Source organism: Salmonella sp. SJTUF15570 (genome assembly GCF_043357055.1).
Classification (GTDB): Bacteria; Pseudomonadota; Gammaproteobacteria; order Enterobacterales; family Enterobacteriaceae; genus Salmonella; species Salmonella enterica.
In genome coordinates, this window is the sequence record NZ_JBEUKJ010000007.1 from 116,724 (window position 1) to 134,787 (window position 18,064).

Annotated in this window: 17 protein-coding genes; 7 read left to right on the forward strand and 10 right to left on the reverse strand. The window is 55.9% G+C overall.

Annotated elements, in window-relative coordinates:
* Positions 1 to 76: 76 nt before the first annotated feature.
* The 4 genes from ABVN44_RS15620 to ABVN44_RS15635 all read left to right on the forward strand — a co-directional run bounded on the left by ABVN44_RS15620 (position 77) and on the right by ABVN44_RS15635 (position 6,508).
* The gene (locus ABVN44_RS15620) at positions 77 to 1,273 is read left to right on the forward strand and encodes an NAD(P)/FAD-dependent oxidoreductase (protein WP_023232286.1); all 1,197 of its coding nucleotides are present in this window, start codon (positions 77 to 79) and stop codon (positions 1,271 to 1,273) included.
* A gap of 305 nt (positions 1,274 to 1,578) precedes the next feature.
* Positions 1,579 to 2,646, forward strand: coding sequence for an HlyD family secretion protein (locus ABVN44_RS15625; RefSeq protein WP_000359836.1), 1,068 nt, complete (start codon positions 1,579 to 1,581; stop codon positions 2,644 to 2,646).
* Complete coding sequence (gene rbbA / locus ABVN44_RS15630) at positions 2,643 to 5,384, forward strand: ribosome-associated ATPase/putative transporter RbbA (protein ID WP_000202924.1); 2,742 nt, start codon at positions 2,643 to 2,645, stop codon at positions 5,382 to 5,384. The genes ABVN44_RS15625 and rbbA overlap by 4 nt, the downstream gene beginning before the upstream one ends.
* On the forward strand, positions 5,384 to 6,508 hold the full coding sequence (locus ABVN44_RS15635; RefSeq protein ID WP_001214750.1) for an ABC transporter permease: 1,125 nt from the start codon (positions 5,384 to 5,386) through the stop codon (positions 6,506 to 6,508). Before rbbA ends, ABVN44_RS15635 begins: the two co-directional genes overlap by 1 nt.
* Positions 6,509 to 6,597: 89 nt before the next feature.
* Here ABVN44_RS15635 and nikR read toward each other — a convergent pair whose 3' ends face one another.
* The 3 genes from nikR to ABVN44_RS15650 form a co-directional block, all read right to left on the reverse strand.
* On the reverse strand, positions 6,598 to 6,999 hold the full coding sequence (gene nikR / locus ABVN44_RS15640; RefSeq protein ID WP_001190057.1) for a nickel-responsive transcriptional regulator NikR: 402 nt from the start codon (positions 6,997 to 6,999) through the stop codon (positions 6,598 to 6,600).
* 91 nt (positions 7,000 to 7,090) lie between these two features.
* A complete protein-coding gene (gene acpT, locus ABVN44_RS15645) occupies positions 7,091 to 7,669 on the reverse strand; it encodes a 4'-phosphopantetheinyl transferase AcpT (RefSeq protein WP_020899344.1) in 579 nt (192 codons plus the stop codon).
* A gap of 51 nt (positions 7,670 to 7,720) precedes the next feature.
* Entirely contained in the window at positions 7,721 to 8,770 is a 1,050-nt protein-coding gene (locus ABVN44_RS15650; protein ID WP_000179588.1) for an AI-2E family transporter, read from the reverse strand.
* Between the two features lie 89 nt (positions 8,771 to 8,859).
* Between ABVN44_RS15650 and ABVN44_RS15655 the strand changes: the two genes are divergently transcribed.
* On the forward strand, positions 8,860 to 10,119 hold the full coding sequence (locus ABVN44_RS15655) for an MFS transporter (RefSeq protein ID WP_077248389.1): 1,260 nt from the start codon (positions 8,860 to 8,862) through the stop codon (positions 10,117 to 10,119).
* 3 nt (positions 10,120 to 10,122) lie between these two features.
* Here the strand turns inward: ABVN44_RS15655 and ABVN44_RS15660 are convergent, their stop codons facing one another.
* Together ABVN44_RS15660 and ABVN44_RS15665 are read right to left on the reverse strand one after the other, a co-directional pair.
* Complete coding sequence (locus ABVN44_RS15660; protein ID WP_001245277.1) at positions 10,123 to 10,680, reverse strand: DcrB family lipoprotein; 558 nt, start codon at positions 10,678 to 10,680, stop codon at positions 10,123 to 10,125.
* Between the two features lie 72 nt (positions 10,681 to 10,752).
* A complete protein-coding gene (locus ABVN44_RS15665; RefSeq protein ID WP_001518097.1) occupies positions 10,753 to 11,418 on the reverse strand; it encodes a 7-cyano-7-deazaguanine/7-aminomethyl-7-deazaguanine transporter in 666 nt (221 codons plus the stop codon).
* 169 nt (positions 11,419 to 11,587) lie between these two features.
* Between ABVN44_RS15665 and tusA the strand changes: the two genes are divergently transcribed.
* The gene (gene tusA / locus ABVN44_RS15670) at positions 11,588 to 11,833 is read left to right on the forward strand and encodes a sulfurtransferase TusA (protein WP_001541054.1); all 246 of its coding nucleotides are present in this window, start codon (positions 11,588 to 11,590) and stop codon (positions 11,831 to 11,833) included.
* Between the two features lie 23 nt (positions 11,834 to 11,856).
* Here the strand turns inward: tusA and ABVN44_RS15675 are convergent, their stop codons facing one another.
* The 3 genes from ABVN44_RS15675 to ABVN44_RS15685 all read right to left on the reverse strand — a co-directional run bounded on the left by ABVN44_RS15675 (position 11,857) and on the right by ABVN44_RS15685 (position 16,602).
* On the reverse strand, positions 11,857 to 13,500 hold the full coding sequence (locus ABVN44_RS15675; protein WP_000789682.1) for a methyl-accepting chemotaxis citrate transducer: 1,644 nt from the start codon (positions 13,498 to 13,500) through the stop codon (positions 11,857 to 11,859).
* 196 nt (positions 13,501 to 13,696) lie between these two features.
* A complete protein-coding gene (gene zntA, locus ABVN44_RS15680; protein WP_023231467.1) occupies positions 13,697 to 15,895 on the reverse strand; it encodes a Zn(II)/Cd(II)/Pb(II) translocating P-type ATPase ZntA in 2,199 nt (732 codons plus the stop codon).
* An 80-nt stretch (positions 15,896 to 15,975) separates the two neighbouring features.
* The gene (locus tag ABVN44_RS15685; RefSeq protein ID WP_000964735.1) at positions 15,976 to 16,602 is read right to left on the reverse strand and encodes a lysoplasmalogenase; all 627 of its coding nucleotides are present in this window, start codon (positions 16,600 to 16,602) and stop codon (positions 15,976 to 15,978) included.
* A 141-nt stretch (positions 16,603 to 16,743) separates the two neighbouring features.
* On the opposite strand from ABVN44_RS15685, the gene ABVN44_RS15690 reads away from it, so the two are divergent.
* Entirely contained in the window at positions 16,744 to 17,115 is a 372-nt protein-coding gene (locus ABVN44_RS15690; protein WP_000042860.1) for a DUF2500 domain-containing protein, read from the forward strand.
* A gap of 21 nt (positions 17,116 to 17,136) precedes the next feature.
* Here the strand turns inward: ABVN44_RS15690 and ABVN44_RS15695 are convergent, their stop codons facing one another.
* Together ABVN44_RS15695 and rsmD are read right to left on the reverse strand one after the other, a co-directional pair.
* Positions 17,137 to 17,406: a DUF1145 family protein gene (locus ABVN44_RS15695; RefSeq protein ID WP_000906759.1), complete on the reverse strand. Its 270-nt coding sequence runs from the start codon at positions 17,404 to 17,406 to the stop codon at positions 17,137 to 17,139.
* Positions 17,396 to 17,992 carry a 16S rRNA (guanine(966)-N(2))-methyltransferase gene (gene rsmD, locus ABVN44_RS15700; RefSeq protein WP_000743275.1) on the reverse strand — a complete coding sequence of 199 codons (597 nt, stop codon included), beginning with the start codon at positions 17,990 to 17,992 and terminating at the stop codon, positions 17,396 to 17,398. Before rsmD ends, ABVN44_RS15695 begins: the two co-directional genes overlap by 11 nt.
* Positions 17,993 to 18,064 lie beyond the last annotated feature (72 nt).

Below are 18,064 nucleotides of genomic sequence, written 5' to 3' on the forward strand. Positions count from 1 at the left end.
TCAGGCGCTTTTCGCGCTGGTGCGACCACTGAGGAAACTTTACAATTCCCGCCCGAATTTGAGAGAGGAAGGCGACGTGGAAAGGTTTGATGCCGTTATTATAGGCGCTGGCGCAGCGGGCATGTTTTGCGCCGCGCAGGCAGGACAGGCGGGTAGCCGCGTGCTGCTCATCGATAATGGCAAGAAGCCAGGACGTAAAATCCTCATGTCCGGCGGTGGGCGCTGCAACTTTACTAATCTTTATGTTGAGCCTGCTGCGTATTTGAGCCAGAACCCCCATTTTTGTAAATCAGCGTTAGCCCGCTATACCCAGTGGGATTTTATCGATCTGGTCGACAGGTATGGGATAGCCTGGCATGAGAAAACGCTGGGACAGCTTTTTTGCGATGATTCCGCCCAACGCATTGTCGATATGCTGGTTGCCGAGTGCGACAAAGGCGGCGTAACGATGCGCCTGCGTAGCGAGGTACTGAGCGTCGAGCGTGATGAGTCGGGTTTCGTACTGGCGTTGAACGGCGAGACGGTGACTACGCAAAAGCTGGTGATTGCCAGCGGCGGCCTGTCGATGCCGGGGCTTGGCGCATCGCCGTTTGGCTATAAAATCGCCGAACAGTTTGGTCTCAGAGTGTTGCCGACGCGCGCCGGGCTGGTGCCCTTTACGCTACATAAGCCGCTGTTAGAACAGCTCCAGACGCTGTCTGGCGTCTCTGTGCCCTGCGTGATTACCGCCCGCAATGGCACGGTATTTCGGGAAAACCTACTTTTTACCCATCGTGGGCTGTCCGGCCCCGCCGTTTTACAGATTTCCAGCTACTGGCAACCGGGCGAGTTAGTGAGCATTAACTTATTGCCGGATCTCTCGCTGGAAGACGTTCTCAATGAACAGCGTAACGCGCACCCGAACCAGAGTCTGAAGAACACGCTGGCGATGCATCTGCCGAAACGGTTGGTGGAGTGTTTACAACAGTTGGGGCACATCCCGGATGTATCGCTCAGGCAGTTGAACGTTCGTGACCAGCAGGCGTTGGTTGACACGCTTACGGCCTGGCAAGTGCAGCCTAACGGCACCGAAGGCTATCGGACAGCGGAAGTGACGCTGGGCGGCGTGGATACAAACGAACTATCATCGCGGACTATGGAAGCGCGCCGCGTGCCGGGTCTCTATTTTATCGGCGAAGTGATGGACGTCACTGGCTGGTTGGGCGGCTATAACTTCCAGTGGGCCTGGTCGAGCGCCTGGGCCTGTGCGCAGGATTTGGCGGCAAAACGCTAAGTACCATTACAAACAATAAGCGAATAGACATCCCGGACAGAGGTGTTAGTATCGATTTATAGCAGTTATGAGTATGCGTGTTTCATTTACGGCCAGGAACGCTGATGATGACAACATTACTCCCTCTTTTCCGGGTACCTACATCATTCACTCCCTTTGACGGCGAGCGCTTCATCGGCGTCTGTTCGTCGTCTGGCCCCTTTTCTTTTTTCATTCTTATCCCGAATGGAAACCCCCGCTGAGCGCACGCCCGGCGGACTTTGTGACACGCATGGTTAGACAACAGGGATTACGGCGGGTCGATTATGGACAAAATGAAGCGTCATCTGGTGTGGTGGGGAGCGGGGATTCTTGTGGCGGTGGCCGCGATAGCCTGGTGGATGCTGCGCCCTGCGGGAATACCGGAGGGGTTTGCCGCCAGCAACGGCAGAATTGAAGCCACCGAAGTGGATATTGCCACTAAGATTGCCGGGCGTATTGATACCATCCTCGTTTCGGAAGGGCAGTTCGTTCGCCAGGGCGAGGTGCTGGCGAAAATGGATACCCGCGTATTGCAGGAGCAGCGGCTGGAGGCGATTGCGCAGATTAAAGAGGCCGAGAGCGCAGTTGCCGCCGCCCGCGCCTTGCTGGAGCAACGCCAGAGTGAAATGCGCGCCGCGCAGTCGGTCGTCAAACAGCGGGAAGCTGAGCTGGACTCCGTCTCTAAACGTCACGTGCGTTCCCGTTCGCTGTCGCAGCGTGGCGCGGTATCTGTACAACAGTTAGATGACGATCGCGCGGCGGCGGAAAGCGCGCGCGCCGCCCTGGAGACCGCCAAAGCGCAGGTATCTGCGGCAAAAGCGGCGATTGAGGCGGCGCGTACCAGTATTATCCAGGCGCAAACGCGCGTGGAAGCGGCGCAGGCGACCGAGCGGCGTATTGTCGCCGACATCGACGACAGCGAATTAAAAGCGCCGCGCGATGGACGCGTGCAGTACCGCGTTGCGGAGCCGGGCGAAGTGTTATCGGCTGGCGGCCGGGTGTTGAACATGGTCGATCTCAGCGATGTTTATATGACATTTTTCCTGCCGACCGAACAGGCGGGGTTGTTGAAGATCGGCGGCGAAGCGCGACTGGTGCTGGACGCCGCGCCGGATCTGCGTATTCCGGCGACGATCAGTTTTGTCGCCAGCGTGGCGCAGTTCACGCCCAAAACCGTGGAAACCCACGATGAACGACTGAAGCTGATGTTCCGCGTCAAAGCGCGTATTCCGCCAGAGCTACTGCGACAGCATCTGGAATATGTCAAAACCGGTTTGCCGGGAATGGCCTGGGTTCGTCTGGATGAGCGCGTGCCCTGGCCTGACGCTCTAAGCGTGAGGCTGTCGCAATGACGTCGCTGACGCTGGTGCCTGTTCCTCCCGTGGCGCAGCTTGAGGGGGTGAGCCAGCATTACGGAAAAACGGTCGCGCTGAACAATATCACGCTGGACATTCCCGCCCGTAGTATGGTCGGGCTGATTGGTCCGGACGGGGTGGGTAAGTCGAGCCTGCTGTCGCTGATTTCTGGCGCGCGGGTGATTGAGCAAGGGAACGTTATCGTCCTGGGCGGCGATATGCGCGATGCGAAACATCGCCGCGACGTCTGTCCGCGCATCGCCTGGATGCCGCAGGGGCTGGGGAAAAACCTTTATCACACGTTATCGGTTTATGAGAACGTCGATTTTTTCGCTCGTCTCTTTGGTCATGACAAAGCTGAACGCGAAGCGCGTATTACCGAGCTGCTGAACAGCACCGGCCTGGCGCCGTTTCGTGACCGTCCTGCCGGGAAGCTGTCCGGTGGGATGAAACAAAAGCTGGGGCTGTGCTGTGCGCTGATTCATGACCCGGAATTGCTGATTCTTGATGAGCCTACCACCGGCGTGGACCCGCTCTCCCGCGCTCAGTTCTGGGACTTAATCGACAGTATCCGCCAACGGCAGACCAATATGAGCGTGTTGGTCGCAACGGCCTATATGGAAGAGGCGGAGCGTTTTGACTGGCTGGTGGCGATGAATGCGGGCGAGATACTGGCAACCGGCAGCGCGCAGCAACTGCGGGCAAAAACCCATAGCGCGACGCTGGAACAGGCGTTTATCGCCCTGTTGCCAGAAGCGCAGCGCCAGGCGCATAAGCCAGTGGTGATCCCGCCGTATCACGCTGAGCAGGAAGAGATTGCCATTGAGGCGAAAGATCTGACCATGCGCTTCGGTAAGTTCGTCGCGGTTGACCATGTTAATTTCCGCATTCCGCGCGGCGAGATTTTTGGCTTCCTCGGTTCAAACGGTTGCGGCAAATCGACCACCATGAAAATGCTGACCGGTCTGCTTCCCGCCAGCGAAGGCCAGGCCTGGCTATTTGGCCAGCCGGTGGACCCGAACGACATCGATACTCGTCGCCGGGTCGGGTATATGTCGCAGGCTTTTTCGCTCTATAACGAACTCACCGTGCGGCAGAATCTGGAACTTCATGCCCGCCTGTTTCATATTCCGCCAGCGGAGATCCCGGCGCGCGTCGCGCAGATGATCGAACGCTTTATGCTAACGGAGGTGGAAGATACGCTCCCCGCTTCGTTACCGCTCGGTATCCGCCAGCGTTTATCGCTGGCGGTAGCGGTGATCCATCGCCCGGAAATGCTGATTCTTGATGAGCCAACGTCCGGCGTTGATCCGGTCGCCAGGGATATGTTCTGGCAGCTTATGGTCGATCTTTCGCGTCAGGATAAGGTGACGATTTTTATCTCGACCCATTTTATGAACGAAGCGGAACGTTGCGACCGAATGTCATTGATGCACGCCGGTAAAGTGCTCGCCAGCGGTACGCCGCAGGAATTGGTGCAACAGCGGGGCGCGGCCAATCTGGAGGCGGCGTTTATTTCCTGGCTACAGGAAGCTGCGGGAGCGGCGCCTGAAACCCCAATACCGCCATCCCAGACGCCCGCCGCGTCAGGTAAACCGTCGCGGCAGGGATTGAGCTTCCGGCGTTTGTTCAGCTACAGTCGCCGCGAAGCGCTGGAGCTACGCCGCGATCCGGTACGCTCGACGCTGGCGCTGCTGGGAACGGTAATTCTGATGCTGATTATGGGCTATGGCATCAGTATGGACGTGGAGAACCTGCGTTTTGCCGTACTCGACCGCGATCAAACCGTCAGCAGCCAGGCATGGTCGCTCAATCTGGCGGGATCGCGCTATTTTATCGAACAGCCGCCGCTCGCCAGCTATGACGAGCTTGACCGGCGGATGCGTTCGGGAGAGTTGGCGGTTGCCATTGAGATCCCGCCTAATTTTGGCCGCGATATTGCTCGCGGTACGCCAGCGCAGATTGGCGTCTGGGTGGATGGCGCCATGCCCAGCCGCGCCGAGACGGTGAAGGGGTACGTTCAGGCGATGCACCAAAGCTGGCTGCAGGAGGCGGCAAGTCGTCAGCCGAACCCGGTTAAACAGACCGGGCTGCTCAACATTGAAACGCGCTATCGCTATAACCCGGATGTGAAAAGTCTGCCCGCTATCGTCCCGGCGGTCATTCCGCTGCTGCTCATGATGATCCCGTCAATGCTTAGCGCCCTGAGCGTGGTGCGGGAGAAAGAGCTGGGGTCGATGATTAATCTGTACGTAACGCCGACGACGCGCAGCGAATTTTTGCTGGGTAAACAACTGCCGTATATCGCGCTGGGTATGCTGAACTTCTTGCTACTGTGCGCGCTGTCGGTCTTTGTGTTCGGCGTGCCGCTGAAAGGCAGCTTTCTCACGCTTACCCTCGCGGCGCTGCTTTACGTCATCATCGCCACCGGTCTGGGGCTGCTGATCTCTACGTTTATGAAGAGCCAAATCGCCGCTATTTTTGGGACGTCGATTATTACCCTCATTCCGGCAACACAATTTTCCGGCATGATCGATCCGGTGGCTTCGCTGGAAGGACCGGGAAGATGGATCGGCGAGATCTACCCGACCAGCCATTTTCTGACGATCGCGCGCGGGACGTTTTCCAAAGCGTTGGATCTGTCCGATCTCTGGCCGTTATTTATGCCGTTACTGATTGCCGTCCCGGTGGTGATGGGTCTGAGCATTCTGCTGCTGAAAAAACAGGAGGGGTAATGCGCGGATTACGTAATATTTATAATCTCGGCGTTAAAGAACTGCGCAGTCTGCTGGGCGACAAAGCGATGCTGGCGCTGATCGTCTTCGCCTTTACGATTTCGGTTTACTCCTCCGCTACCGTCCTGCCCGGTTCGTTGCATCTTGCCCCTATCGCCATCGCCGATATGGATCAGTCACAGTTGTCGAACCGTATTGTGAATAGTTTTTACCGCCCGTGGTTTCTGCCGCCGGAGATGATTACGGCAACGGAAATGGATGCCGGACTGGATGCCGGACGCTATACCTTTGCGGTCAATATTCCGCCGAATTTCCAGCGTGATGTGCTGGCCGGACGTCAGCCTGATATTCAGGTTAACGTCGATGCGACGCGCATGAGTCAGGCGTTTACCGGCAACAGTTATATCCAGAATATTATTAGCGGCGAGGTCAACAGCTTTGTGGCGCGCGCGCGGGGAGATAACGTTCAGCCGGTGTCGCTGGAGATTCGGATGCGCTTTAACCCGAATCTGGACCCGGCGTGGTTTGGCGGCGTGATGGCGATTATCAACAACATTACCATGCTGGCGATAGTGCTGACCGGATCGGCGCTGATCCGCGAGCGAGAACACGGCACAGTAGAGCATTTGTTGGTGATGCCGGTCACGCCCTTTGAGATCATGATGGCAAAAGTATGGTCGATGGGGCTGGTCGTGCTGGTGGTTTCCGGTTTGTCTTTGATGCTGATGGTGAAAGGCGTACTTGGCGTACCGATTGAAGGATCGATCCCATTGTTTATGTTGGGCGTAGCGCTGAGCCTGTTCGCCACCACTTCAATTGGGATTTTTATGGGCACCATCGCCCGTTCGATGCCGCAACTGGGGTTATTAATGATTCTGGTACTGTTACCGCTACAAATGCTTTCCGGCGGTTCCACGCCGCGTGAAAGTATGCCGCAGGCGGTGCAGGATATTATGCTGACCATGCCGACGACGCATTTTGTCAGTCTTGCCCAGGCTATTCTTTATCGCGGCGCAGGTTTGAGTATCGTCTGGCCGCAGTTCCTGACCCTGCTGGCGATAGGCGGCGTGTTCTTCCTGATAGCGCTGTTACGCTTCAGAAAAACGATTGGCACAATGGCGTAAACATTATTGCCGGATGGCGGCTGCGCCTCATCCGGCCTACAAACGACAGACGTGCGAGCGTAGGCCGGGCAAGCGAAGCGCCCCCGGCGTTAGTCTTCTTTCGGCAAACACTGCAAGTGGCCGTGGCGCACGCCGCGCTGGGCGATAACATCATCGGCAAAATGCTGTACGTCGCCCATATCGCCCTTCAGAACGGCGATCTCCAGACAGTCATCGTGGTTGATATGGACGTGCAGCGTGGCGACGGATAAATCATGATGATGATGCTGGGTGGAGACGATGCGGCTGGCTAAATCCCGTTTCTCATGTTCATAAACATATGAAAGTACCGCGAAACCCTGTGTACCGTGTTCCTGGGTGGCCTCCTGCGCCAGAGCGCCGCGCAGAATATCACGGATCGCTTCGGAGCGATTATTGTAGCCGCGTCGCTGGCTCAGGCTGTCCAGCGTTTCCAGTAAATCGTCATCGAGGGTGATGGTGACACGTTGCATCTGACTTAAACCTTTTGGTATGGCGCGTCGGCGCATGGGAAGCTCCGCATTTTGTAACACACGTCCGCCGCCAGAGGGAAAAATTAATGTGTCATAACGCTTTTGTTATCGTCTGCGGCGTCAGCGTAAACGGTGTGGGGGTACAGACTGCCAGACTGAGCGTATCGAGCTGACACTGGCTGACCGACAAGGCAGAGGGCAACGTGCTGTCCACGCTGACGATTTGCCAGGCGCTGCCGCCGCGTTGTTTTACGATGGCTTCTTTACGCGTCCAGATACGCCAGAAGGCCGTCAGTTGTCGCTCCGGACGTTCCGCTTCCATTTCAGCATGTTCGCCGAGGCTGAATACCGCATTTGCCAGCGAACGCCAGTTATCGCGCGGGCGGATCACTTCAATATCGCAGCCGACTTCACCTTCGTCGCTAAGCAACAGAGCAATAGTGTCGCCGCTATGGCTGAGGTTAAACCACAGCGGCGTTCCGGCGGAAAAAGCCGGTTTACCCTGTTCGCCATACACCATCTCCGGTAGCGGCGAGAGCGCACGGGAAAGCAGCACGCGCCCGGCCAGCCAGCTTGCCCGGCGAACGCCCTGCGGCGCCTGAGCGATTAACGCGTCGGGCAATTGACCTGCGCTTAATGTTGACACTTTTCCCAGAACGACCTGGTACATATCAGGACCAACGTTGCCTATGAAGAAGAGGAGATTGTAGCATCTGTCGCCTCATCCCGGTAAACGGCTTTTCGGTCGGCCTGGCCCCAGTAAGATCGCCAGTTTGCTGCCGCCTTTAGTGGTTTCCATCCAGATTTTGCAGACGCTGGTCAAAGGAACGGACAAGAGCATCCCGACCGGGCCTAATAGCCATCCCCAGACCAATAACGAAAGAAATACCACCAGCGTGGACATTCCCAGACGATGGCCCATCATGCGTGGCTCCATAATGTTGCCAATCACCATATGGACCACCAAAAAGAGCGCGCCGACCAGTACGCACTCGTAAAAACCGTTAAATAACAGCGCCTGAATCATGGGGGGAACGGCGGAAATCACCGAGCCGATATTAGGAACGTAATTGAGCAAAAAGGCCAGTACGCCCCACATTAGCGCAAACTGAATATCCATTAACGCCAGCCCCAGCCAGATAATCGCGCCCGTCCATAAACTGAGCAGCGTTTTCAGCGCCAGATAATGCGAGACGCCTTTCAGGGCGCGGTGCAGGCCGGCAATATGAATTTGTGGATTGTTTAGCGCGAAACGTAATTTATAAGGCACGTGACGCACCTCAAACAGCATAAAAACCACGGTCATCACCAGCAGCACAATGCTTGCCATCGCGCCCGATACGCCGGTCATTAATGTTGTGGTGAAGAGCATGATTTTATCGGAGTCCATCCCGCGGAGCATACGTTCCGGCGACATATGTAAATTCAGGAAGGGCATTAACTCCTGAAGGTGTAAGACCTTACGCGTCAGCTCCTTGCTGTATTTAGGCAGCATAGCGATAAATTCATTAAGCGATGCGGCAAGCACACCCACCAGCGCGGTAAGCACGATCAGCATGACAACCACCACGATAGTAATCGCCAGCGGTCGCTTCACGCCCCGGCGAATAAACCAGGTCACTAATGGATTAAGAACAATGGCGAAAAAGAGCGCCAGCAAGAGTTGTACAATAATATCCGCCGCGGCATGAATCCCGGCGAGAATAATAACCAGGGAGGCCAGTTTCAGCAGAATATGCATACCCGTTTTGTCGGGTTGAGCGGTTGCCATGAAGTTTTCCTTGTTGTGTTTTTTTCTAAGTGTAGCGGCTGCCCTGATACCGATAATCTGAATCTCACTACTGATTTTCACCGCGCGCCATGATAGAAAAGAAAACATGTTGTAAAAATGCGGTGATACTCATGCCCGAACCCGTCGCTGAACCGGCGCTAAACGGATTGCGCCTCAATCTGCGTATTGTCTCCATTGTGATGTTTAACTTTGCCAGCTACCTGACCATCGGCCTGCCGCTCGCCGTCTTGCCCGGCTATGTGCATGATGCGATGGGATTCAGCGCGTTCTGGGCGGGGCTTATTATCAGCCTGCAATACTTCGCCACTCTGTTAAGCCGTCCCCATGCCGGGCGGTATGCGGATGTATTAGGGCCGAAAAAAATCGTTGTCTTTGGCTTATGCGGCTGTTTTTTAAGCGGACTCGGCTACCTGCTGGCGGATATCGCCAGCGCCTGGCCGATGATCAGTTTGTTGCTACTGGGGCTGGGTCGCGTGATTTTGGGGATTGGGCAAAGTTTTGCCGGCACCGGTTCGACACTGTGGGGCGTCGGCGTCGTCGGGTCGTTGCATATTGGTCGGGTCATCTCCTGGAACGGTATCGTCACCTACGGCGCAATGGCGATGGGCGCGCCGCTGGGCGTGCTGTGTTATGCCTGGGGCGGGTTACAGGGGCTGGCGCTAACGGTGATGGGCGTGGCGCTGTTGGCGATACTGTTAGCCCTTCCACGTCCGTCGGTGAAGGCGAACAAAGGCAAGCCGCTGCCGTTTCGCGCGGTGCTGGGGCGTGTCTGGCTGTATGGTATGGCGTTGGCACTGGCCTCGGCAGGGTTTGGCGTCATCGCGACGTTTATTACCTTATTTTATGATGCTAAAGGTTGGGATGGCGCCGCCTTTGCGCTCACGTTATTTAGCGTCGCGTTTGTCGGCACGCGTTTGCTGTTCCCTAACGGCATCAATCGTTTAGGCGGGTTGAATGTCGCCATGATCTGCTTTGGCGTGGAGATTATTGGTCTGTTACTGGTGGGAACGGCAGCCATGCCGTGGATGGCAAAAATCGGCGTTTTACTCACGGGGATGGGTTTTTCTCTGGTCTTTCCGGCGCTGGGCGTGGTGGCCGTCAAAGCCGTGCCGCCGCAGAACCAGGGTGCGGCGCTGGCGACCTATACCGTCTTTATGGATATGTCTTTGGGGGTGACCGGGCCGCTGGCGGGGCTGGTGATGACCTGGGCGGGCGTGCCGGTGATTTATCTGGCGGCAGCCGGGCTGGTAACGATGGCGCTATTGCTGACCTGGCGCTTAAAAAAACGGCCTCCGTCTGCACTGCCGGAGGCCGCATCATCATCGTAAAGGTTACTTAATAACTAACGTATTGATGATGTTTTCAGCCGTGGTTTGCGCTTTTTGCTGATTGTCCGCAGGCAGCGTGACCTGAATCGTCAGTAATTGGTTATCCACTTTGCCCAGCACGATGGAAGAGTACGCCGTCTGGCCCTTCGCGGAGATAATGCTGTCCAGTTGTTGCAACGTATGGCCTTTGAGCTCAATAGACTTATTGGTGACCACCTGAAGCTGCGGGTCGCGGCTACGCTGTTGCTCAAGCAGGCGGTTCGCCAGCACCGGCAACGCTTCATCGGTATTATCGCCGACAATAACAATCACCGCTTTCTGGCCCGTCGGGTCAGAATAAACGTGCATATTATTCGCCTGGGTGCCCAGCTTACCGCTTTGATCGGTCATATCTGCCGGCAGTGAGAAACTGAGTTTGCCATCCATCAGGCTGATGGGCTGACCGGAGGCCTGGCTTTCTGCGGCGGCGCTTTCTGCCGACGCTTTTGTATCGTTGTTATCACAGGCCGCAAGCCCCATAACCAGCAGGCCAATACCGGCATATTTAACCAAATTGCGCATTGACTTCTTCCTTTCGATAAACGGCCATAACGGCTCATTCGCTCATCTTATCACAACTCGGAAAACGAACCTTTAACTTGCCGGTAATGGGGAAATTTCAGATTTATCTGCCAGCTTTTTCAGCAACATATTCAGTAGAACGCCGTACATCGGCAGGAAGAAAATAATGCTGATGAGCACCTTAAAGCAATAATCCACTAGCGCAATTTCCATCCAGTGCCCGGCCATAAAGGCATCGGGGCTTCGCCAGAACGCAATGAAGAAAAAGGCAAGGGTATCGCTGATATTGCCAAACAGCGTTGAAGCGGTCGGCGCCAGCCACCAGCGACGATTTTGGCGCAGGCGGTTAAACACATGGACATCAAGGATCTGTCCCAGCGCGTAGGCCATAAAGCTGGCGGCGGCGATACGGGCGACGAACAGATTAAAGTTCGCCAACGCGGCGAAACCTTGCCAGGCGCCCATATAGAACAGCGATGACACCACATATGACACCAGCAGCGCGGGGATCATGACGGCGAAGATAATGCGGCGCGCCAGCGGTGCGCCAAAAATACGCACGGTAAGATCGGTGGCGAGAAAAATAAAAGGAAAACTAAACGCGCCCCAGGTCGTGTGGAAACCAAAAATAGTGATGGGGAGCTGCACCAGATAGTTACTGGAAATGATCACCAGTAAATGGAATAGCGATAGCCAGAACAACGCTTTTACGCGCTGTGATTGTGTAAACGGAGTCATATTGTGACCTTTTTGTTGGATGGGGTGAGGGAACCCAATAAAGAACCGCCGCATGATACTGTTTTGCGCTGGCATTGCAATGGCTAATTTTCACGCAATCGTTAACCTGCCTGGCTTACTGACGAAGATGGGCGTAAAATATCGCCGTTTTTCTACCATTGAGACGAAGATGAGCGATCTGTTTTCCTCCCCTGACCATACGCTTGACGCCCTGGGGCTGCGTTGCCCTGAACCGGTAATGATGGTGCGCAAAACGGTGCGCAACATGCAAACTGGCGAAACATTGCTGATTATCGCCGACGATCCGGCGACGACGCGTGATATTCCGGGGTTCTGTACCTTTATGGAACACGATTTGCTGGCGCAAGAGACGGAGGGTCTGCCGTACCGCTATTTATTGCGTAAAGCGCATTAACCGCACGGCAGATAGCATTCTGATTAGAAGCTTTCCCAGTTCGCCTGTTCTGCGGCGGGCTGTGGCGTTAAGCCTTTGCTTAACGGCGTCGGCGACGCCTCCCGACGAGGTTGTTTCTGGATGCGGAACGCGGCGACCGCCTGACGAAGTTCGTTAGCCTGATCTTCCAGCGCCGCCGCTGCTGCTGCGGATTCCTCTACCAGCGAGGCGTTTTGCTGCGTCACGCTGTCCATTTCCGATACCGCCTGCGCCACCTGCTCAATGCCTTTGCTTTGCTCATCGGAGGCAGAGGCGATTTCGCCCATAATATCGGTCACGCGGGTCACGGCGTTAACGATCTCTTTCATAGTTTCTCCCGCTTCGCGTACCTGCGTAGAGCCGGTATCAATGCGCGACACGGAGTTTTCAATCAGTACTTTGATCTCTTTGGCGGCCTGCGCGCTACGGCTGGCCAACGTGCGTACCTCTCCGGCCACGACCGCGAATCCTCGCCCCTGTTCGCCGGCGCGGGCAGCTTCTACCGCGGCGTTCAGCGCCAGAATATTAGTCTGGAAGGCGATACCGTCAATCACGCTGGTGATGTCCACGATTTTTTCCGAGCTTTCGGCGATATCGTTCATGGTGCTCACTACGTTATCCACCACGCGTCCTCCTTTACGCGCGGTTTCTGATGCGGTTTTCGCCAGACCCGTCGCCTGTCGTGCGTTATCGGTGTTTTGCCGTACCGTGGCGGTTAACTGTTCCATGCTGGCGGCGGTTTCCTCCAGCGCCGAGGCCTGCTGTTCGGTACGGGAAGAGAGGTCGCTGCTACCGGCGGAAATTTCGCCTGCGCCAGTATAGATAGAGTCTGCGTTATCGCGCACCGCGCTGACGGTACGGATTAACGACTGCTGCATCGTTTTGAGACCGGCAGCCAGTTGGCCCATTTCACTGCGTCCTTCGGCCTCTATCTCATGGGTAAGATCGCCGTCGGCGATAGTTTGAATGTGCGCCATAATCCGTTGCAGCGGGCGGAGTAGAACGCGTTGCAGCCCCAGCCAGATAAACGCCAGTACGATGAGCACGATAAGTAGAATTATCCCCAGCGTCCATTGCATCTGGGTAAAACTGCTCTGATTCTGATCGCTGGCTAATTTTATTAATTGCGCATTTTGAGAGAGCCACTGGTCATATACCTGCTCCATGTCATCCTGCGCTTTTTGCGCGTCAAGGTTGCCATAAGCGGCGTAATTATCGGCTTTAAGATAGTGGATAGACTGCTGCAAAACGTCATACATCTGCTTAAAGCTGGCTTCGGCCTGGGCATCCAACGCCGGATCTTTGCCCGCGATCGCTTCGGAGTTCACGTAGTTGTTGAAATGCTTTTCCGCTTCGTTGAGCGACGCGCCAGCGTTGGTTAACAGCGTGTTCATGGCGTCCAGCGAGGCGGGATCGCGCTGATTTTTTAACATGCGTATCGCCACGCGGTTAATGGTGACGCGGGTTTCAATCAATGTCTGAAAACTGCCGCCCAGTTCCTGTTGTTGGTAACTCAGTGCGCTCGCATTCTGGAAATTCAGCCGATCGCTGCTGACGGCGGAATAAAACAGTATTCCTGTCACCAACAATAAGGCGCTAAATATGCCCAGCGTCGCGATAACGCCGGTGATGACTTTGATATTTTTCATAGTGCCTAACATTCCTTATTTTGTAGACGGTATGATCAATATCGGTTGGATAAAAATTAACCTTACATCAAATCACGCTATTTCTGATTAATGGTTTGATAAGTAATAGAAAATAAATAATTTTCGCGTGAATAATATGAACAAAGAAAGGAATACCGCGGGATAACCCGGCGACATGCCGCCGGGTGGGAGAAGATTAGTTTTTACGCAGCAAACGTAGCGCGTTGGCGGTCACTAATACCGTGGCTCCCGTATCCGCCAGGATTGCCAGCCATAGCCCGGTAAAACCCAGTAGCGTCGTCACCAGGAAAATGGCTTTCAGCCCCAGCGCAATGGTGATGTTCTGCCGGATATTCGCGTGGGTAGCGCGCGCCAGCGTAATCATCTGCGCTAACCCGCTCAGACGGTTATGAGTAAGGGCGGCGTCAGCCGTTTCCAGCGCGACGTCAGTACCGCTGCCCATCGCAATTCCGATACTGGCGGCTTTCATCGCGGGCGCATCATTAATGCCGTCGCCCACCATCGCCAGCGGCGCTTGTTGGTTAAGGGCGGTGACTGCCCGCACTTTGTCTTCCGGCAGTAGTCCGGCTTTAAACGCCAGATCCAGCTCGCCGGCAATCGCTGCCGCCGCCCGTGGGTTATCGCCGGTCAGAATCACGCCGTTAACGCCTAACTGATGCAGGTCGCGGATGGCGTCGCGCGCATCGTCACGCAACGTATCCTGGAGGGCGAGGACGCCAAGTACGGTCTCGTTACGCAGCACCAGAACCACCGTCTGCCCGGCGTTTTCCAGTTCGCTAATTTGCCCGGCAAACGCTGCCGCAGGCTGTTTTCCCGCCGCGCAAATCAGAATTCGTTCGCCGTTAACCTGCGCTTCAATCCCGGTTCCGGCCAGCGTTCGCTGCGATTCCGCCGTCGGGATCGCCAGATCGCGTGTCTGCGCTTCGCGGACAATAGCCTGCGCCAGCGGGTGCGTAGCGCCTTGTTCTACGGCTGCCGCCAGCGCCAACAGTTCAGCTTCGCTGATACCGCTTGCCGGATGAATCGCCGTCACCCGTGGTTTACCGATGGTCAACGTACCGGTTTTATCAAAGGCGACCTGCGTGATACGGCCCAGTTGCTCCAGCGCTGCGCCGCCTTTAATCAATGCGCCGCGCCGTGCCGCCGCCGCCAGCCCGGAGGTAATGGCCGCGGGCGTGGAGATCACCAGCGCGCACGGGCAACCGATGAGCAGCAGCGTCAGCCCTTTATAAATCCACTCCTGCCAGCCGCCATCGAACATCAGCGGCGGAATAAGCGTCACCAGCAGCGCGATGACCATAATGACTGGCGTATAGATGCGGCTGAAACGGTCAATAAACCGCTCAATGGGCGCACGGCGCTCTTCCGCCTCTTCAATCAGCGTCAGGATACGGTCAATCGCGCTGGCGCCAGGTTCAGATAGCACCTCCAGGGTGACGAGACGGTCAACGCTGGTCGCGCCTGCCGGGACTTTGTCGCCCGTTGCGCGCTCCACAGGGATAGACTCGCCGGTGAGCGCGCTTTCATCAAAGCTGGCGAAACCGGAAACCAGTTTACCATCGGCGGGTAAACGCCCCCCGGCGGCGACTTCGATAATATCGCCCGGTCGCAGGGTATTAATAGCGACCTCTTCCCGCACGCCGTCGCGCAGACGGGTCGCCGTTTCCGGTTTAAGCGCCATTAACGCGCTGACGCCTTTACGGGCGCGGCTGGCGGCCCATCCTTCCAGGCGCTCGCCGATGAGGAACAGCAGCAATACCATTGCCGCCTCCGCCGTCGCGCCAATAAACAGCGCGCCAATGGCGGCGACGCTCATCAGCGTTTCAATAGCGAACCAACTGCCGCTTTTCATCAGCCGCAGCGCCTGGCGGGCAATAGGATACAGACCGACCAGAGTGGTGACGATAAAGGCCAGTTGGCCGAACGGGTGGTTAAATTGCTCCAGCCCCCAGCTTATCGCCATCATAATGATCAGCGTAATTAGCGGCAGGTTCTCTTTAAGACGAGATTCAGGCGCGGCGTCGCGAGAATCTTCGCTACGCAAGGTATAACCCGCCTTCTGTACGGCGCGTTCAATTTGCGTGCGGAGGTCGGTGTCGGCATCGACCACTAACTTTTCGGTGGCGAACAGCACTTGCGCCTGGTTGACGCCGCGAATTTGGCGTACCGCATTCTCCACTTTTCGGGCGCAGGCGGCGCAGTCCATACCGGAGATTTTCCAGGTATAGCGCGTGCCTGCCACGGCAGTAGAAACAGGCGCGCTGGACGCGCAATGTTCTTCGCAGCAGCAGCTATCGGCCTTTTGTATTGCCGGGGCTAATCTGAAGGAGGTAAAGGGCGGGACTTTTTTGCCATCGGTATCAGGGGTCGACATAACGTCCTCCGGTTGATGATAATTTTCTCATTAACCGGAGGATACACTCTGGAGTCGACTCCAGAGTCAAGCGCTATTATTTACAGGTACAGCGAGCGAACAATCAGGAAGTGTCCTGCAAAGTAGCAGGCGGCGGCAATCGCGTTATCCGCCCGGAAACGGCGGCGGTAATGGCTACCCAGCCAGACGATATTGCCGATGAACAGCAGCGTCGCGCCGGTAAAGGCCGAAAGGGCTGGCGCCGTTGGGCGGAAGAACCACAGTTCGCCCGCCAGCCAGACCATGACCAGCGTCATGGCGATAAAAGTACATACCGGCCAGCGTAGCTCCTCCAGTCGCGTCCAGATAACGGCGATAAGCAACGCGCCGACTATCAGTAACGCCAGCGGCAGCGGCCAGAAGAACGACAACGTCATTTGGCTGGCAAAGTAAATGGTGTAGAGCAGATGCGATAAGAAAAATGCCCCGACGGCGTACAGCAGGCGTTGACGCGGCAAGAGCGTTAACGCATCGCCGACCAGCGAGGCGCACAGTCCGGCCAACACAAGATAACTGATGGCGTCAAACATCGGCGCTTGCCAGGCCAGTAACAGCAATAGTAATAACGTGACGGGCTTAAAAACCCAGCGTTGCCAGGCTGGCCCGCGATAGGAGGCGTCCACATACAGCCATGCGGACAGGCAGACAGCGATAAACGACCAAAGCATCTTAATTCCTTGAATTCGTTATTTTTTCGCAAACGGTATGCTTGCGGCTCTATTATTCAGTGTAGAGGCCGTGACGGTCAGATGACAACACTATAACGGGCAGGGTATGCTTATTTCCGCATTTTCTGACAGGTTAACAGTATGAGTAAGCCACCGCTTTTCTTCATTATAATCATCGCATTAATCGTAGTTGCCGCGTCGTTTCGCTTCGTTCAGCAACGGCGGGAAAAAGCCGCTAATGAGGCGGCGCCGTTACAGCAAAATCAGGTCGTGGTCAGCAATAAACGGGAGAAGCCGGTTAACGACCGACGCTCTCGCCAGCAGGAAGTGATCCCGGCGGGAACCAGTATGCGCTATGAGGCCAGTTTTAAGCCGCTCAATGGCGGTCTCGAAAAAACGTTCCGTTTACAAGCGCAGCAGTACCACGCTTTGACGGTGGGCGATCAAGGTACGCTGAGCTATAAGGGAACGCGGTTCGTCGGGTTTGTTAGCCGTACCCCGGATAACGAATAAACCGTCATCCGGCAGCAAACGTTATTTTTTGTTCTTAAACTTCTTCTGCCAGACCAGCAGCTCAAACACGCCGAACAGGAAAATGCGGATTTTCTCTCCCGTCGTCATCTGCGGACCCTCTTTCGGTATCGTTGATTTCAGTAGCGCCAGTTGCATACCGTGCATCAGCGCCATGAACACCAACGCCACGTTGACGAAGATATTGAGCGGGCGCGGGAAGGGATGCACCAGATTAAGAATCAAAAATGCCCACACGAAGAGCATTAATAAGCGGCCCAGATTAATCAACATCATTTTCTCCTTGCGCGTCGCGCTGATACAGACGATAAGCGACCTGTCCGGCCACCTTTTCTCGATACAATGCCCAGTTCGCCGGAACGGGCGGCAGACCGTTTTCCACCTCGCTTTCTACGTAGATTAGCGCGTCGTCGGCCAGCCATCCCTGGGTTTCCAGCAATTGTAACGTCTCTTCCAGCAGCCCTTTACGAAACGGCGGGTCGACAAAGACGACGTGATGCGGCGTTCCCGGCTGGCTGAGGAAGGCCAGAGTATTGGTATTGACGACGCGAGCATTGTTGGCTTTCAGCGTCGCCAGATTTTTTTGCAACTGCTGCGATACGGCGCGATCCATTTCCAGTAACGTTGCCTGGGCCGCATAACGCGATAGCGCTTCCAGACCCAGCGCGCCGCTGCCGGCAAAGCAATCCAGACAATGGGCGTCTACCATTACCGGAGCCAGCCAGTTAAATAACGTTTCGCGCACGCGATCGGTGGTGGGACGCAGACCCGGGCTGTCCGGAACCGGTAATTTACGGCCACGCCATTGCCCGCCAATAATGCGGATTTGGCCGCTGCCAGAGTGAGTCGGTTTTTTCATTTCTCTTGCTCGAACCGCCTGTTGCAAGTTATTCCAGGCGGTGATGTGAATTAAGTTAAGTGATAGACTATT

Excerpts from the sequence above, each read along its gene's own strand:
- ABVN44_RS15625 (WP_000359836.1), top strand. The coding sequence starts at position 1,579 with ATGGACAAAATGAAGCGTCATCTGGTGTGGTGGGGAGCGGGGATTCTT.
- rbbA (WP_000202924.1), top strand. The coding sequence starts at position 2,643 with ATGACGTCGCTGACGCTGGTGCCTGTTCCTCCCGTGGCGCAGCTTGAG.
- ABVN44_RS15635 (WP_001214750.1), top strand. The coding sequence starts at position 5,384 with ATGCGCGGATTACGTAATATTTATAATCTCGGCGTTAAAGAACTGCGC.
- nikR (WP_001190057.1), bottom strand. The coding sequence starts at position 6,999 with ATGCAACGTGTCACCATCACCCTCGATGACGATTTACTGGAAACGCTG.
- acpT (WP_020899344.1), bottom strand. The coding sequence starts at position 7,669 with ATGTACCAGGTCGTTCTGGGAAAAGTGTCAACATTAAGCGCAGGTCAA.
- ABVN44_RS15650 (WP_000179588.1), bottom strand. The coding sequence starts at position 8,770 with ATGGCAACCGCTCAACCCGACAAAACGGGTATGCATATTCTGCTGAAA.
- ABVN44_RS15655 (WP_077248389.1), top strand. The coding sequence starts at position 8,860 with ATGATAGAAAAGAAAACATGTTGTAAAAATGCGGTGATACTCATGCCC.
- ABVN44_RS15660 (WP_001245277.1), bottom strand. The coding sequence starts at position 10,680 with ATGCGCAATTTGGTTAAATATGCCGGTATTGGCCTGCTGGTTATGGGG.
- ABVN44_RS15665 (WP_001518097.1), bottom strand. The coding sequence starts at position 11,418 with ATGACTCCGTTTACACAATCACAGCGCGTAAAAGCGTTGTTCTGGCTA.
- tusA (WP_001541054.1), top strand. The coding sequence starts at position 11,588 with ATGAGCGATCTGTTTTCCTCCCCTGACCATACGCTTGACGCCCTGGGG.
- ABVN44_RS15675 (WP_000789682.1), bottom strand. The coding sequence starts at position 13,500 with ATGAAAAATATCAAAGTCATCACCGGCGTTATCGCGACGCTGGGCATA.
- zntA (WP_023231467.1), bottom strand. The coding sequence starts at position 15,895 with ATGTCGACCCCTGATACCGATGGCAAAAAAGTCCCGCCCTTTACCTCC.
- ABVN44_RS15685 (WP_000964735.1), bottom strand. The coding sequence starts at position 16,602 with ATGCTTTGGTCGTTTATCGCTGTCTGCCTGTCCGCATGGCTGTATGTG.
- ABVN44_RS15690 (WP_000042860.1), top strand. The coding sequence starts at position 16,744 with ATGAGTAAGCCACCGCTTTTCTTCATTATAATCATCGCATTAATCGTA.
- ABVN44_RS15695 (WP_000906759.1), bottom strand. The coding sequence starts at position 17,406 with ATGTTGATTAATCTGGGCCGCTTATTAATGCTCTTCGTGTGGGCATTT.
- rsmD (WP_000743275.1), bottom strand. The coding sequence starts at position 17,992 with ATGAAAAAACCGACTCACTCTGGCAGCGGCCAAATCCGCATTATTGGC.